At 68.5% G+C, this 14,372-nt stretch carries 14 protein-coding genes; 4 read left to right on the forward strand and 10 right to left on the reverse strand.

Annotated features, from left to right (window positions below; translation table 11 throughout):
* Position 1 precedes the first annotated feature (1 nt).
* A complete protein-coding gene (glmS, locus tag QXK92_RS13860; RefSeq protein ID WP_306242172.1) occupies positions 2-1,879 on the reverse strand; it encodes a glutamine--fructose-6-phosphate transaminase (isomerizing) in 1,878 nt (625 codons plus the stop codon).
* Between the two features lie 148 nt (positions 1,880-2,027).
* On the opposite strand from glmS, the gene QXK92_RS13865 reads away from it, so the two are divergent.
* From QXK92_RS13865 to QXK92_RS13880, 4 genes are read left to right on the forward strand one after another with little or no spacing between them, the layout of a single operon-like run.
* On the forward strand, positions 2,028-2,447 hold the full coding sequence (locus tag QXK92_RS13865) for a DUF2510 domain-containing protein (RefSeq protein WP_306244421.1): 420 nt from the start codon (positions 2,028-2,030) through the stop codon (positions 2,445-2,447).
* Positions 2,448-2,456: 9 nt separating this feature from the next.
* Positions 2,457-3,308: a dienelactone hydrolase family protein gene (locus QXK92_RS13870; RefSeq protein ID WP_306242173.1), complete on the forward strand. Its 852-nt coding sequence runs from the start codon at positions 2,457-2,459 to the stop codon at positions 3,306-3,308.
* 46 nt (positions 3,309-3,354) lie between these two features.
* Positions 3,355-3,705, forward strand: coding sequence for an ester cyclase (locus QXK92_RS13875; protein WP_306242174.1), 351 nt, complete (start codon positions 3,355-3,357; stop codon positions 3,703-3,705).
* Between the two features lie 36 nt (positions 3,706-3,741).
* Complete coding sequence (locus tag QXK92_RS13880) at positions 3,742-4,785, forward strand: LLM class F420-dependent oxidoreductase (protein ID WP_306242175.1); 1,044 nt, start codon at positions 3,742-3,744, stop codon at positions 4,783-4,785.
* Positions 4,786-4,787: 2 nt separating this feature from the next.
* Here the strand turns inward: QXK92_RS13880 and QXK92_RS13885 are convergent, their stop codons facing one another.
* The 9 genes from QXK92_RS13885 to eccCb all read right to left on the reverse strand — a co-directional run bounded on the left by QXK92_RS13885 (position 4,788) and on the right by eccCb (position 14,365).
* Entirely contained in the window at positions 4,788-6,122 is a 1,335-nt protein-coding gene (locus QXK92_RS13885) for a hypothetical protein (RefSeq protein ID WP_306242176.1), read from the reverse strand.
* 2 nt (positions 6,123-6,124) lie between these two features.
* Positions 6,125-6,412: a type VII secretion target gene (locus QXK92_RS13890; protein WP_306242177.1), complete on the reverse strand. Its 288-nt coding sequence runs from the start codon at positions 6,410-6,412 to the stop codon at positions 6,125-6,127.
* A 43-nt stretch (positions 6,413-6,455) separates the two neighbouring features.
* Positions 6,456-7,793 carry a phosphoglucosamine mutase gene (gene glmM, locus QXK92_RS13895; RefSeq protein WP_306242178.1) on the reverse strand — a complete coding sequence of 446 codons (1,338 nt, stop codon included), beginning with the start codon at positions 7,791-7,793 and terminating at the stop codon, positions 6,456-6,458.
* A gap of 119 nt (positions 7,794-7,912) precedes the next feature.
* Positions 7,913-8,368, reverse strand: coding sequence for a 30S ribosomal protein S9 (gene rpsI / locus QXK92_RS13900; protein WP_306242179.1), 456 nt, complete (start codon positions 8,366-8,368; stop codon positions 7,913-7,915).
* Complete coding sequence (gene rplM / locus QXK92_RS13905) at positions 8,365-8,808, reverse strand: 50S ribosomal protein L13 (RefSeq protein WP_055579855.1); 444 nt, start codon at positions 8,806-8,808, stop codon at positions 8,365-8,367. Before rplM ends, rpsI begins: the two co-directional genes overlap by 4 nt.
* Before the next feature lie 175 nt (positions 8,809-8,983).
* Positions 8,984-9,280, reverse strand: a complete 297-nt coding sequence (locus tag QXK92_RS13910; protein WP_306242180.1) for a WXG100 family type VII secretion target — start codon at positions 9,278-9,280, stop codon at positions 8,984-8,986.
* 14 nt (positions 9,281-9,294) lie between these two features.
* A complete protein-coding gene (locus tag QXK92_RS13915; protein WP_306242181.1) occupies positions 9,295-9,621 on the reverse strand; it encodes a WXG100 family type VII secretion target in 327 nt (108 codons plus the stop codon).
* Positions 9,622-9,686: 65 nt separating this feature from the next.
* Positions 9,687-10,853: a type VII secretion-associated protein gene (locus QXK92_RS13920; RefSeq protein ID WP_306242182.1), complete on the reverse strand. Its 1,167-nt coding sequence runs from the start codon at positions 10,851-10,853 to the stop codon at positions 9,687-9,689.
* Positions 10,850-14,365 (reverse strand): type VII secretion protein EccCb, encoded by a 3,516-nt coding sequence (gene eccCb, locus QXK92_RS13925; RefSeq protein WP_306242183.1) that lies wholly within the window; start codon positions 14,363-14,365, stop codon positions 10,850-10,852. The genes QXK92_RS13920 and eccCb overlap by 4 nt, the downstream gene beginning before the upstream one ends.
* Positions 14,366-14,372 lie beyond the last annotated feature (7 nt).

The raw sequence follows: 14,372 nt of genomic DNA on the forward strand, positions 1-14,372 counted from the left end.
TCTATTCGACTGTCACCGACTTCGCCAGATTACGTGGCTTGTCGACGTCGTAGCCACGCGCCTGCGCGACCGACGCGGCAAACACCTGCAGCGGAATGGTCGACAGCAGTGGCTGCAAAAGTGTTGACACCGAAGGGATTTCGATCAAATGGTCGGCGTAGGGGCGCACCGTTTCATCGCCTTCCTCAGCGATCACGATGGTCACGGCGCCCCGGGTCTGAATCTCGCGGATGTTCGACATCAGCTTGGCGTGTAGCATCGCCGAGCCCTTGGGCGAGGGCATCACGACGATCACCGGCAGGTCGTCCTCGATCAGCGCGATCGGGCCGTGTTTGAGCTCGCCGGCCGCGAACCCCTCGGCGTGCATGTAGGCCAGTTCCTTGAGCTTCAGCGCGCCTTCCAGCGCCACGGGATAGCCCACGTGGCGACCGAGGAACAACACCGTCGACGACTGAGCGAACCGGTACGCCAGGTCGGCCACCGGTTCGGTCGCCGCGATCACCCGAGCCACCAGGTCGGGCATCGCTTCCAGCTCGCGATATTCACGTTCGACTTCGTCGGGGTACTTGGTGCCGCGGGCCTGCGCCAGCGCCAGACCCACCAGGTAATTGGCGGTGATCTGCGCCAGGAACGTCTTGGTGGAGGCGACTCCGATCTCCGGGCCGGCGCGGGTGTAGAGCACCGCGTCGCATTCGCGCGGAATCTGCGAGCCGTTGGTATTGCAGATCGCCAGCACTTTGGCCTTCTGCTCCTTGGCGTGGCGGACGGCCTCCAGCGTGTCGGCCGTCTCGCCGGACTGGGAGATGGCCACGACCAGGGTGCTGCGATCCAGAACCGGGTCCCGGTAGCGGAACTCGCTGGCCAGTTCGACTTCCACCGGCAGTCTGGTCCAGTGCTCGATCGCGTACTTGGCGAGCAGACCGGAGTGGTAGGCGGTGCCGCAGGCGACGACGAACACCTTGTCGACCTCGCGCAGTTCCTGGTCGGACAGTCGCTGCTCGTCGAGCACGATCCGGTTGTCCACGAAATGGCCGAGCAGGGTCTCGGCAACCGCGGTGGGCTGCTCGGCGATCTCCTTGAGCATGAAGTACTCGTAGCCGCCCTTTTCGGCGGCGGCGAGGTCCCAGTCGATATGGAATTCCCGGTACTCGCGGCCCGCTTCCAGATCCTCGTTGCCGTGGAAGTCGCTGATCCGGTACCCGTCGGCGGTGATCACCACCGCCTGGTCCTGACCGAGCTCGACCGCATGGCGGGTGTGCTCGATGAAGGCGGCCACGTCGGAGCCGACGAACATCTCGCCCTCGCCGATTCCGATGACCAGAGGTGTTGAGCGGCGGGCGGCGACGATGGTGCCGGGCTCGTCGGCGTTGGCGAAGACGAGCGTGAAATGGCCTTCCAACCGGCGCAGGACCGACAGCACGGATGCGGCGAAATCGCCGGCCGTCTCGCCGTCGTGATAGGCCCGGGCGACCAGGTGCACCGCGACCTCGGTGTCGGTGTCGCTGGCGAACTCCACGCCGGCGGCCTCCAGCTCCTGTCGGAGCGAGGCGAAGTTCTCGATGATGCCGTTGTGGACGACGGCGATCTTGCCGGCCGCATCGCGGTGCGGGTGCGCGTTGCGGTCGGTCGGGCGGCCGTGGGTGGCCCAGCGGGTGTGGCCCAGTCCGGTGGTGCCGGACAGTTCAGCCTCGGTCATGTCGGCGAGCGCCGACTCCAGATTGGCGAGCTGACCTGCGCGGCGGCGCACCGTGAGCTTGCCCTTGCCGTCCGCCAGTGCGATGCCCGAGGAGTCGTAGCCGCGGTATTCCATCCGGCGCAAGGCGTTCATCACGACGTCGCAGGCAGGGCGCTGCCCGACGTAGCCGACGATTCCGCACATTCTGACCAGGGTAGTGCAGGTGCGGAATTATCACCGGGACCGGCGATATCGTATATGTCTCTACCTGCACGAAAGGTTTGCTGTGTCACAGCCGTACCAAGCGCCACCGCCGTACCAGCAGCCCTCGGCGGCCGGGTATCCGGGGCCGTTGTTTCACATCAGCCTGCTCAAGCACACCGGAGCGCTGATTTTCTGGCAGCAGCAGACCGTTCGGTACACCGGCACACTCGAGCAGTGCGAACGGGCCTATAAAGATGCGCAGACCCACTGCCTGTTGGCGGGCTGGTGGAGTCTGGCGTCGCTGGTGGTGTTCAACTGGATCGCGCTGTTCTCCAACATGCACGCCATTCGACAGGTGCGGAACCTGGCTCAGAATCCGCAGGCCATGACTGGCCAGCAGCAACCGATCGCCCAGCAACAACCGGCGTGGTCGCAGCAACCGGCGGGGGCGGTACCGGCCAGGACGACACCGGCGGGCTGGTATCCCGACCCATCCGGGCAACCCGGCCAGCGCTATTGGGACGGCGGTACGTGGACCGCCTTTACCCATCCGCCGGCGCACCGCTAACGTCGACGGGTGGCCCGCATCCGCAAGCTCGTCGCCGCCCTCACCCGTCGTGGTCCACACCGCGTTCTACGCGGTGACCTGGCCTTTGCCGGACTCCCCGGCGTGGTGTACACCCCCGAAGCCGGCATGAATCTGCCCGGTATCGCGTTCGGGCACGACTGGCTGACCGGGTCCGCTCAATATTCGGGCCTGCTGGAGCACCTGGCGTCCTGGGGCATCGTGGCCGGCGCGCCGGACACCCAGCGTGGTCTCGCCCCGTCGGTGATGAACCTGGCGTTCGATCTCGGTGTCGCCCTGGACATCATCTCCGGGGTGCGGCTTGGCCCCGGCGAGATCAGCGTTCACCCCGCCAAGCTCGGTCTGGCCGGTCATGGGTTCGGTGGGTCGGCTGCGGTGTTCGCTGCCGCCGGTATGTCCGGCTCGGCCGGTAGGCCGCTCGCCGCGGTAGCCGCGCTGTTCCCCACGGTGACCGCTCCCCCGGCGGAACTGCCGGCTGCGGGACTCGACGTGCCCGGCCTCATCCTGACCGCGCCCGGCGACCCCAAGACCCTGAACTCCAACGCTCTCACGCTGGACCGCGCCTGGGACAAGGCCACGCTGCGTATCGTCAGCAAGGCGGAAGGGGGTGGCCTGGTAGAAGGCCGGCGACTGTCGAAAGCCGTGGGGCTGGCCGGCTCTGACCGAAAGACCCAACGGGCGGTGCGCGCTCTGCTGACCGGTTATCTGCTCTACACCCTGGGCGGGGACAAGACCTACCGGGATTTCGCCGATCCGGACGTGACGCTGCCCCGCACCGAGCCGGTGGATCCCGAAGCGCCGCCGGTGACCGCCGAGGAGAAGATCGTCGCGCTATTGAAGTGACCGGCACGGGTGTGTCCCTGCACACGCGAGCGGGTAGTAGCCATGTATGGCTGACGCACAGAGTCTGTACCAGCGCTGGATAAGTGAGCTGTGGGCCGGGCGGCCCGTCGCGGCGGAGCTCGTCACCGACGACTTCGTGGGACATTGGCCCGATCGCGATGTGCACGGACCGGACGAACTGACGCAGATCATCGAGCAGACACGAAACATGTTGACGGACTTGACTTTTACCGTCGAGCTTGGCCCGCTGCACGATGGCGACCTGATCGCCGGCCGGTGGGTCGGCACCGGCGGCGGCCCGGACGGTCCGGTCCGGTTCACCGGCAACGACATCCTGCGGCTCGCTGGTGACGGGCAGCGCTTCGCCGAATACTGGACGGGCACGTCGACAGGCTGATTCCCGGGCTGCGCGGGACCGTGGTAAGTGTCGTTGATGCGGATCGGGATCGCGCTGGACTATTCGGGTGGCTTTCACGAGGCCGTCGACCGCGTCGTCGAACTCGAGAAGGTCGGCATCGACGTGGCCGTGGTCGCCGAAGCCTACGCCTTTGACGCCATCAGCCAGCTCGGGTTTCTGGCGGCCAGGACGAGCAGAGTTGAGCTGGCCTCCGGCGTGTTGCCGCTCTTCATCCGAACGCCTTCGCTGCTCGCCATGACGGCCGCCGGCCTGGACTATGTCTCCGGTGGCCGCTTCAACCTCGGGATCGGCACCTCCGGACCGCAGGTGATCGAAGGGTTCCACGGCATCGCGTTCGACGCCCCGCTGGGGCGCACACGCGAAGCCGTGGAAATCTGCCGACAGGTCTGGCGCAGGCAGGAGCCGCTCCGCTATGACGGCAAGCACTATCAGATCCCGCTGCCCGCCGATCGCGGCACGGGGTTGGGCAAGGCCCTGAAACTGATCAATCATCCAGTGCGCGAACGCATTCCAATATCGATTGCGGCACTGGGCCCGAAGAACGTCGAACTCACCGCGGAGATCGCCGAGGGTTGGCAACCGGCGTTCTACTATCCGGACAAGGCCCATCTGGTGTGGGGCGAGGCACTGGCGGCCGGGGCCGCCAGGCGTGATCCCGCGCTGGGCCCGCTGGACGTCATGGTGGGTACCGCGCTGGCGATCGGAGACGACGTCGAGGACCGGTTCGCCTGGATCAAGCCCCAGCTGGCGCTCTACATCGGCGGTATGGGCGCCCGGGGCCGGAATTTCTACCACGACCTGGCTACCCGGTACGGATTCGGCGAGGCCGCCGACCGGATCCAGGAGCTCTACCTCGCCGGCCGCAAGCGAGAGGCGATCGACGCGTTGCCCGACGAACTGGTGCGTGGGGTCTCCCTGATCGGCCCGCGCGGCTTCATCGCCGAACGGCTGGCCGTCTTCGCCGAGGCAGGGGTGACCACGCTGCTGGTCCGCCCTGCGACGGCACAGGCTGATGAAGCCGTTCGCTATGTCGAGGAACTGCTGCAACTGCTGCCCTGACGTCACTGGCCCGCCTGCGGAAGTTCGTTCGCCGCGATCTCGCACGGTGTCGATCCCGCGGCGACCGGGGCGGCAGCCGGTGGCTGGACGGGTGGCGCTCCGACGGGCGGCGCCGCGGCCGGAGGTGTCGCTGGGGCGGGTACCGCGGCCGCGGGTTGGGCTGCACTGAGCGGCGGCGTGGCCGGCGCAACGCCGTGCGCCCGTGATTGCGCGGATTCGGGTTTCTCCGGCTCTGCCGGTTCTTTTAGCGGGTCCGGTTCCTGCCGGTCGCCCTCGTCGTCGGTCAGGTCGTCCTCGGCGTCGCCGGCCGAGGACTTCAGCAGGTCGCCCAAGCCCGCGACGATCCGGCTGGCGAGGCCACCGAGCCCGCCCAGGCCGCCACCACTGTCGAATCCGCCTCCACTGCCGAATCCGCCACCACCGCCCGACAGGCCCGAGTCCCCCGGCCACCCGGCCCCCAGGTCAGGTTGTGTCGTCCCCGCCGCCGGCGCGGACATCGTCGCCGCCGGTACGGACATCGGCGGCGCCGGCGCGGGCGTCGGCGGCGTGATGCTCAGGGGGGCCGCGGCGAACCTGGCCGGCACCGGCTCGCCCGGCAAGGCGGCGAGGGCGGCCGGCGTCAGCGGTGACGTCGCAGCGGCGGGCCCGCGGTACTCGCCGAAGTCACCGGGCATTTCGAAATGAGCGCGCGGAGCAGCGGCGAACCGGTCGGTGACCATGTCGTAGGCCGCCGCGACGCCCGCCTGGGCAGACAGCATCGCGCTGCGCCAATCATGCCGAATATCGTTGTCCACGTAGGGCTTTACCTGTCGATCAATCACCTCGCGGGCGCCCGCGTCGGTCGTGAGCGCGGCAGCGGCGGCCAGCCAAACCGGCCGCTGGGCGGCCGTGCGGCCGTCGATCGCGGTGGTCGTCGAGACTTTCGCATCGACCAGGCGCCACAGATTGTCCCGCAGCGATTCGCAACGTTGGGCCGCCGCGCGGACCTCATTGACCACCGCAGAGGCGATGTCGCAGTGGCGCCGCAGAAACGCAATCGCGGAGTCGGCGCCCGATCCCGTCCAGGCCGTCGCCAGCACGGTGAGCTGATCGCGCTGCAATCGCAGCGCTTCGGCGATCACCGCCGCCGCGGCGCGCAACGCCGCACAGTCGCCGTCGAGGACATTCAGGTCGAGCCCCTCTTCACCGGCATACAGGTCGGATACCTGCGCGGGATCGCCGGTCAGCTCCGGATGCTGGTAACCGGCCTGCCCGCAAGCCCGTACATAGGTCTGGATGTGCTCTAGCGCGGGCAGACCTTCAGCCAGTCGCCCCGCGACGTCCAACCGCTCGGACACGATTACGCGATCCGGGCCGCGGCGTACGACTCGGCCTCGGCGTAGCTGTCCGCTCCGGCACGCAACGCGGCGGCGAGCTCGGCCGCCGCACTAGACCACTGCGATAGTTCGGCGGCCAGGCCATCCAGCTCGCCCCGCAATCTGTCGCCATACACGGCATAGGCCCGCCCGGCGCAGGCACCGTCAAAGGCCAACCGCGCCAAGTGGTTCGATACGGCCTCGCCGATCAGTTCGGCCGCATCGTCGATCCGGTCAGCGACACCGCGCACGTCCGCACTATCAAGTCTCATACCTCATTCGACGCCGCACGGGGCGTCGAGGTTCCACCGAGTTTCAGCCGGCGGCGCTGACAGCGTCGGCCACCGTGGTGGCCAGCCGCTGCGCGATCTCCTCGTCGCCAGCCTCCACCATCACCCGGATGAGTGGCTCAGTTCCCGAGGGACGCAACAGGATTCGACCGGTGTCACCGAGTTCGGCCTCGGCCTGCGCCACCGCATTCTGCACCGCCGGCGCCACGGCGGCGGTGGCCTTGTCGGCCACATCGACGTTGATCAACACCTGCGGCAGGGTCTGCATCGCCGCCGCCAGCGCGGACAGCGGCGAACCGGTCTGCACCATCCGGGTCATCAGGCGCAGCCCGGTGACGATGCCGTCACCGGTGGAACCCAGCGCCGGCATCACGATATGGCCGGACTGCTCGCCGCCAAGGCTGAAATCGCCGGCCCGCAACTCTTCGAGCACGTACCGGTCACCGACACCGGTGGTACGCACGGTCACGCCGGCGGCGCGCATGGCCAGGTGCAGTCCGAGGTTGCTCATCACCGTCGCCACCAGGGTGTCGGAGGCCAGTTCACCGGACTCTTTCATGGCCAGAGCCAGGACCACCATGATGGTGTCGCCGTCGACCAGTTCGCCGTTGGCGTCAACGGCCAGGCACCGGTCGGCGTCACCATCGTGGGCGATCCCCAGGTCGGCGCGGTGAGCGAGGACTGCGTCGCGCAGTCCCTCCAGGTGGGTGGAACCGCAGCGCTCGTTGATGTTGAGGCCGTTGGGTTCGGCGTTGATGGCGATGACGCGGGCGCCGGCCGCGCGGTAGGCCCTCGGTGCGGCGACGGAGGCTGCGCCATGGGCACAGTCGACAACCACGGTCAGCCCGTCGAGGCGGACGGTGCTGGCCTTGCCGACGTGGCGCAGGTAGCGCTCGGCCGCGTCCTCGGCGTCGACGACCCGGCCGATTCCCGCGCCGACCGGTCGCAGGCCGGGACCGGCCGCAACCAGGTTCTCGATCTGGTCTTCGGTGTCGTCGTCGAGTTTGTGGCCCCCGGGGCCGAAGATTTTGATGCCGTTGTCGGGCATCGGGTTGTGCGAAGCCGAGATCATCACGCCGAAGTCGGCGTCGTAAGCGCCGGTCAGGTAGGCGACGGCGGGTGTCGGAAGCACCCCGACCCGCAGCGCGTCCACCCCTTCGCTGCTCAGGCCCGCGATCACCGCAGCCTCCAGCATTTCGCCGCTGGCCCGCGGATCGCGGCCGATCACGGCCATTCGGCGGCCCGGGCCGGTCGAACTCGCCAGGTGCCGCGCCGCGGCGGCGCCCAGTGCGAGCGCCAGCTCGGCGGTCAACTCGCGATTGGCGACTCCCCGGACGCCGTCGGTGCCGAATAGTCGACCCATGCGGACAAACCTCTCACAAGTTAGCGATTGTGCTCATACCCACTTTTGGCTGCGAGCGCGCCGCAGAGGCGTTCGACACGCCGACTGACACACGCTCGCAGCCAAAAAGTGGTATCTGATCAGCGCTTGCTGTACTGAGGCGCCTTGCGGGCCTTCTTCAGGCCGTACTTCTTCCGTTCCGTGGCACGCGGGTCACGGGTGAGGAAGCCGACTTTCTTCAACGCCGGCCGGTCCTCGGGGTTGGCCACGATCAGGGCCCGGGCGATGCCCAGGCGCAGCGCGCCGGCCTGGCCGGACGGGCCGCCGCCATGCAGGAGGGCGTAGATGTCGTAGCTGTCCAGCCGCTCGACGGTGACCAGCGGCGCCTTAATGAGCTGCTGGTGCACCTTGTTCGGGAAGTAGTCCTCGAGGCTGCGTCCGTTGAGGTCGAACTTGCCGGTGCCGGGCACCAGGCGCACCCGCACCACGGCCTCCTTGCGGCGGCCGACGGTCTGGATGGGGCGCTCGAATACGAACGACTCGCTCTCGACCACGGCTTCGGCCACCTCGGTGGTTTCCAGACTGGTCTCGGTCACTGGGCCACCTGCTTGATCTCGAACGGAACCGGCTGCTGAGCGGTGTGGGGGTGCTCCGGGCCCGCGTAGACGCGAAGCTTCTTCTGGATCTGCCGGCTCAGCTTGTTCTTGGGCAACATGCCGACGATCGCCTTCTCCACCACGCGGTCGGGGTGCTTTTGCAGCAGCTCACCGATGCTCCGCTGACGCAGACCGCCGGGATACCCCGAGTGGTTGTAGGCCATCTTGCTCTGCAGTTTGTCGCCGCTGATGGCGACCTTTTCGGCGTTGATGACGATGACGAAGTCACCACCATCGACGTTGGGCGCGAACGTCGGCTTGTGCTTGCCACGCAGCAGCGTCGCCGCTGCTACGGCAAGGCGGCCAAGCACAACGTCCGTGGCGTCGATGACGTACCACGACCTCGTGGTGTCACCTGCCTTGGGCGCGTATGTAGGCACAGCGCTTACTCCATCTTTCTCGGGTGGATCCCGGTGCGAACCGGGGGCCGGTCAGGCGTTTTGCGGGAGGGGCTGGTCTCGGCGACCGACATTGACCCGAGGACCCTGTGTACCCGAAGGCACCCGCACGCCAACGGAGCAGCTTACCGACGCGCATCCCCGCAGGTCAAAACGACTACCGCGACCAACCGCCCGCTGCCCGGCGATCGGCGCCGGCCACCTCGTCAGCGCCGTCGCGGACTGCGTGTCCCAACTCGATCAGAATGTCGTTGAGCGCGGTGGCCGCCCGGTGCCATTTGAGCTGTTCGACCTGGTAGGCAGCCGCCGCCTGGCGGGTCCAGAGCTGCTGCAGCGGCGCGATCTGGGACCGTAGCTCGTCAAGCGCCGCGTTGAGGCGCGCGGCTGTGGCGTGAATCTCCTGGCGAACGGAGTGTTCAAGGACATCGAAGTTGTACGACAGCGCCTGATCCATGGCCCGCCTTCCGTTCAGAGGTTTCCGCCGACGGCGGCGATGTTGTCCGCGTGACTCTGGCCGGCATCGCGGAGTATGGCCTCGTTGCCGCGGATCGTTTCGGCGATGTCGTGCAGGACATGATGAAGCCGCGTCGACTCGCCGTTCCATCGATCCACGACGTCTTTGAAGCGCGCCGCCGCAACCCCTCCCCACACCGACGGGGGCACAGCGCTCATTCGGCCGATGAAGGCGTGCAGCATCGCCCGGATCTCCTGGTTGCGGGCGTCGATGGTGGCCGCGACCGATCTCATCAGGGCGAAATCGGCGCTCAGGGTGTTGGTGCCTGCGTGTGGATTCATCTGTCTCCTGTCCCTCATTACGTTCGACCTTCGGGGGCCGGCTTTGGTTCCATCGATTTCGCGGTTCAGCCCACCGCATGAGCGGTCTGCACCGCCCGCTCGCAGGCGTCCCGGACGGCGTCCTGGCCGGCGGGCCGGCTCTGGCATCCGATGCTGATGCGCAGCGATCTGTCGAGCAGCACCGTCCAGCGCACGTCATGGGCCGCACGAACTTCGCGGTAGGTCACTGCGGGCCGGCCGGCGCTGGCCCCGGTCGGGTTGAAGTCGACGAACACGCCGGCCGGTTCGGCGTCGATCGCCCGGCGCAGTTGTGCGGCGGCGTCGGCCAGCGTCTCGCCGGGCGTCGGCGTCTGGGTGAGGTGCAGGGCCGCCTCGGGATCAGCGGGCGAGGTGATCTGGACGCGGGCCGACCCCGGCCCGGCGACGATCCGCTCGGCGTTCCAGTCGGCCGGGATCGCCAACGCCACGCCGCCCTCGATCAGAAGAGTTGTCGGCGCCGCCCGGATCACGGGCTTCGAGTTCACCGCCGGCAGCGCCAGGCCCGCCGCGGTCACCGCGACACCTGCCGCCGCCAGCCGCGCAAGAATCCGGCCGCTGGACCGCACCTCTTTGACCGGTTCGCAGTCGGGGATCGGCGCCGCCGCGCGGGCCAGCTGTGTCACCGCGTCATCATCGACGATGGTGGCCTTGCGCCCGGCTGGGAGCGCATCGGCAATCAACCGAGCCAACCGCGGCGCTCCTGACACTTTCGGGGCGTCGATCGTCACGCCGCGGTTCGTCATGGTGGCGACCACGCCGGCAACCTCGGTGGCGACGGCCTCATCGTCGGTGAGGCGGGGTACGGCGACGAGGTCGTCCCCCGAAATGGCCACCAGCCGCTCGGCGATTTCCACCAGGATGGTCGAATCCGGCTGCGGCAACAGCCAAGTCCGTGCCCGCACCGCAGCCTCAGCCCCGGCGACCGTCCGCGCCGCCGCGGTGAGGACGGCAACCCGGGGCGCCGACCACCACGCAGGATGCACCACCAGTACGCCGCGATGCCCCTCCGCCAACGAGCGCAGCACCGCACACCACAGCGCATCAACGGCGACCGGGCGCTCGTCGACCAACGCCACCCGGTCGTCGATCGCATCCACCGCTGCCACCCCGGTCTCGTCGTCTCCCGTTGTCGCACAGCACAATCGGCTGACAGATGCCGGTCCCACCGCGACGACGGCGCGATGCGCGGTCATTCGGGCGGGCTCCACGCCACCTGTACCAGCTGCTCGACACCGGGGCGGGTGATCAGGGTGCCGCGCCCGGGCGGCAGTAGTACGGGTGGCTTCGATCCAAGTAGTGCGCCCTCCTCCGCCCGGCCGCTCATCATCATTCCCATGCAGCCAAGCTCCCGCAGGCTCGCGAGCAACGGCTCGAACAGGGCTCGCGCGGCACCTCCACTTCGCCGCGCGACGATCATGTGCAACCCGAGATCGGCGGCGTACGGCAGATACTCGAGCAACGCGAGCAACGGGTTCCCGGCCGACGCCGTCACCAGGTCGTAGTCGTCGACCATCAGGTAGATCTCCGGCCCGGTCCACCAGGACCGGTCGCGCAGCTGCGCCTGGCTGACATCCGCGCCGGGCATCCGCGCGTGCAGCAGGCCGACCAGACCCGGCATCAGGACGCCCAACGCGCCGGGCGACCCGGCGTAGCCGCCGAGATGTTCGGACGGCACGACACCGAGCAGGGTTCGCCGGAAGTCGACCACGAACAGCCGCGCCTGCGCCGCCGACCGGGTGCGGACTATCTCGCGGCACAGGGTCCGCAGCGCCGCGGTCTTGCCGCACCCGTTGTCTCCCAGCATCAGCAGATGCGGCTGCTGCGTGAAATCAACTGTGGCCATGCGCAGTTGCCGCTCTTCGAGCCCCAGCACGATCCCGGCCTCGCGCTCGCCGACGACCGCGTCGTACTCCACTCGACTCGGCAGTAGCGGTATGGGGGGCGCTGCGGGCCCGTCACTTCGCCGGCCGGGCCCCTCCCACGCGGGCAGCGCGATCATCATGTGCAGTCCGTCGACGCACAGACCACGACCGGGACGGTCGGTCGGCACCTGCCGGGACTGCCGCCGGTCGAATTCGGAATCGGCAGGATCACCGAGCCGCAACTCGATGCGGGTGCCGAGTTGATCCTTGAACGCCGGCCGCAGCTCCGCCCAGCGCGTCGCGGCCACCATGACGTGCACTTTGTACGAAAGACCCTGGGCGGCAAGCACAGTGATCGAGTCCGCCACGCCGTCGAAATCCAGACGCAGGCCGGCCCAGCCGTCGACCACGAGGAACACATCCGGGAAGGAATCGATCGTCTCGCCTGCGCGCAGGCAGGCCTCGCGCATGTGTACAGCCGACTCCATCTCGGCAACCGTGCGCCGGACCAGTTCGGGTTGAGCCCGGTCGGCGACAGCGCCGACGTGCGGCATGTCAAGCAGGGCGAACAATGCTCCCCCGCCGAAGTCGAGGCAGTAGAACTGCACCTGCCCGGGTCCGTGGGTGGCGGTCAGGGCGGTGATGAGTGTGCAAAGCGCCGTGGACTTGCCTGACCGCGGCGCTCCGACCACCGCGACGTTTCCGGCTGCCCCGGACAGATCGACCGTCAGAGGCGGGCGGCACTGCTCGTAGGGCCGGTCGACGACGCCGATCGGAACAACCAGAGGCGTCGGTGCTCGACTCGCCAGAAGCGCCTCAAGGGAGGGCGCCGCGTCCAGCGGCGGTAACCAGACTTGATGGGCGGGCGGTCCCTGGTGTTCCAGGCCGGCCAGGATCGTCTGCAGGATGGACGGACTCCGACGCGGATCCGGACGGCGCACGGCCCCAACAGGTTCTGCGGTGAACGGGCGTACCTCCGGCGCTGCCGAACTGCCGGCACCCGGTGCCGGCCCCGATACGGACGCGGCCTGAAACCGGATCAGATCCCCGGCGGGGGTCCGCAGCAGCCCAGCCCCCGGCGCGCTCGGCAGTTCGTACGCATCCGCGGTGCCCAGCACGGCACGCGACTCGACGGCGGACAGTGTCTTCAGGCAGACCCGGTAGGACAGGTGGGCTTCCAGTCCACGCAAGCGCCCCTCGTCAAGCCGCTGGCTGGCCAACAACAGATGCACGCCCAGGGACCTTCCCAGCCGCCCGATCGCAACGAAGGTGTCCGCGAAGTCGGGATGCTGACTGAGCAGTTCGGCAAACTCGTCAACGATGATGAACAGCGTCGGCAGAGGAAGTGATCCGGGTCCACGAGCACGCTGGTACTCCGCCGCGCTGACGTGGCCTGCCGTGCGCAGGAATTGTTGCCTGCGGTTCATCTCACCGGCCAGCGCCTCCCGCATCCGTGCGACCAGTGGCGCCTCGTCCGCGAGGTTGGTGACGACCGCGGCCACGTGCGGCGCCCCGGCGAGGTCGAGAAACGTTGCGCCACCTTTGAAGTCGATCAGCAGCAGGTTGAGCACCTCCGGCGAGTTCCGCGCCATCATGCCCACGGCGACGGTGCGCAGCAGCTCCGACTTGCCCGACCCGGTGGCCCCCACGCACAGCCCGTGCGGCCCGATACCGTGCAGCGCCGACTCTTTGATGTCCAGGCGCACGTGGCGGCCGTCGGGTGTGGCGCCGATCGGGACACAGAGCCGGTCCCGTGGGCACTGGCTTCGGGTGACCGCGTCGGCGCCGGGCCAGGCGTCCGCGTCCGGCGGCTCCGCTGCGGAACCGGCGTACGACGCGATCCGGCGCGCGCATACGACTGCGTCCTGCCGGTCGAGGTAGTCGGGTTCGTCGAGGACGTCCTGCCCGCCGGGCCGGCGGATCACCACGACCGCCCCGTTACCGCCGGCCCGGATCACGGTGGCATTGGCGATCGCCACGGCATCGCTCCCGGACGTGTCGGCGATGATCACTGCGTGCGGTGACGCGATAACGGCCAGCGCCTCGCGTGCCGCGGTCAGTGTCGGGTACACCAGTCGCGCCGGCCCGGTCAGATCCGTCGCGTCCGGATGCCGGTTGTGCGGGAGCCACTTCAGCCAGTCCCACTCGGCGAGGTCCGCCACCGCGCCGACGATCAGCAACTGTCCGGGCGGGTGCGCTATCGCCAACTGACAGACCATCGCGCGCAGCAGTCCGCGCACCTGGCTCACGTCACCGTCGACTGTCACCGGTTCGCCTTTGTGCAGTGACATCACGACCGGCGCATTCCGCAGCGTCGAATGTGTTCGCACGAAACGATTCAGGGCGGCAACCGTGAGCGGATCACACCGTCGCGGCATCGGAGCAACCTGCAGCGACGGGCACAGCGGGGCACTTCCCACACCTACCCTGACACACCAGGATTTCGGATCCGCGGATTGTCTGGTCCACATGCGCGGATCGCCGATCAGGGTCCACAGGCTGCCCGGCTCAGGATGCTCCGACGTCAGCGAAGCATGTTGCGCCCGAACGACTTCGGCAACTTCCGCCCGCAGTCCGCGCAGGTACTCGAGATACTCACGCCGGTCGCCGCTGATCGCCGCGCCCCGCCGCCGGCCCCGTCCGATCGTCAGCGCCAGCGACGCCACCATCATTGCCGGAGCAGTCAGCACAGCGGGGTGGTGCGCCACGGGAGAACCGATGAAGAAGACTGCCGCCGTGGCGCCCACAGCCACGACGGCCATCGCGACCGGCAGCAACGGCAGGCCCGAGATGTCTGATGACGGCACCTCGGGCGGGGCCTTGACGTCAATGGCGGCGGTCATAGTTGGA

Origin of the sequence: Mycobacterium sp. TY815 (genome assembly GCF_030755135.1) — a bacterium.
GTDB lineage: Bacteria > Actinomycetota > Actinomycetes > Mycobacteriales > Mycobacteriaceae > Mycobacterium.

What these genes read in the sequence shown, in the direction of transcription:
- QXK92_RS13915 (WP_306242181.1), bottom strand. Translation starts at nt 9,621, where the DNA reads ATGAATCCACACGCAGGCACCAACACCCTGAGCGCCGATTTCGCCCTG.
- QXK92_RS13910 (WP_306242180.1), bottom strand. Translation starts at nt 9,280, where the DNA reads ATGGATCAGGCGCTGTCGTACAACTTCGATGTCCTTGAACACTCCGTT.
- glmS (WP_306242172.1), bottom strand. Translation starts at nt 1,879, where the DNA reads ATGTGCGGAATCGTCGGCTACGTCGGGCAGCGCCCTGCCTGCGACGTC.
- QXK92_RS13890 (WP_306242177.1), bottom strand. Translation starts at nt 6,412, where the DNA reads ATGAGACTTGATAGTGCGGACGTGCGCGGTGTCGCTGACCGGATCGAC.
- QXK92_RS13920 (WP_306242182.1), bottom strand. Translation starts at nt 10,853, where the DNA reads ATGACCGCGCATCGCGCCGTCGTCGCGGTGGGACCGGCATCTGTCAGC.
- glmM (WP_306242178.1), bottom strand. Translation starts at nt 7,793, where the DNA reads ATGGGTCGACTATTCGGCACCGACGGCGTCCGGGGAGTCGCCAATCGC.
- QXK92_RS13875 (WP_306242174.1), top strand. Translation starts at nt 3,355, where the DNA reads ATGGCTGACGCACAGAGTCTGTACCAGCGCTGGATAAGTGAGCTGTGG.
- eccCb (WP_306242183.1), bottom strand. Translation starts at nt 14,365, where the DNA reads ATGACCGCCGCCATTGACGTCAAGGCCCCGCCCGAGGTGCCGTCATCA.
- QXK92_RS13880 (WP_306242175.1), top strand. Translation starts at nt 3,742, where the DNA reads ATGCGGATCGGGATCGCGCTGGACTATTCGGGTGGCTTTCACGAGGCC.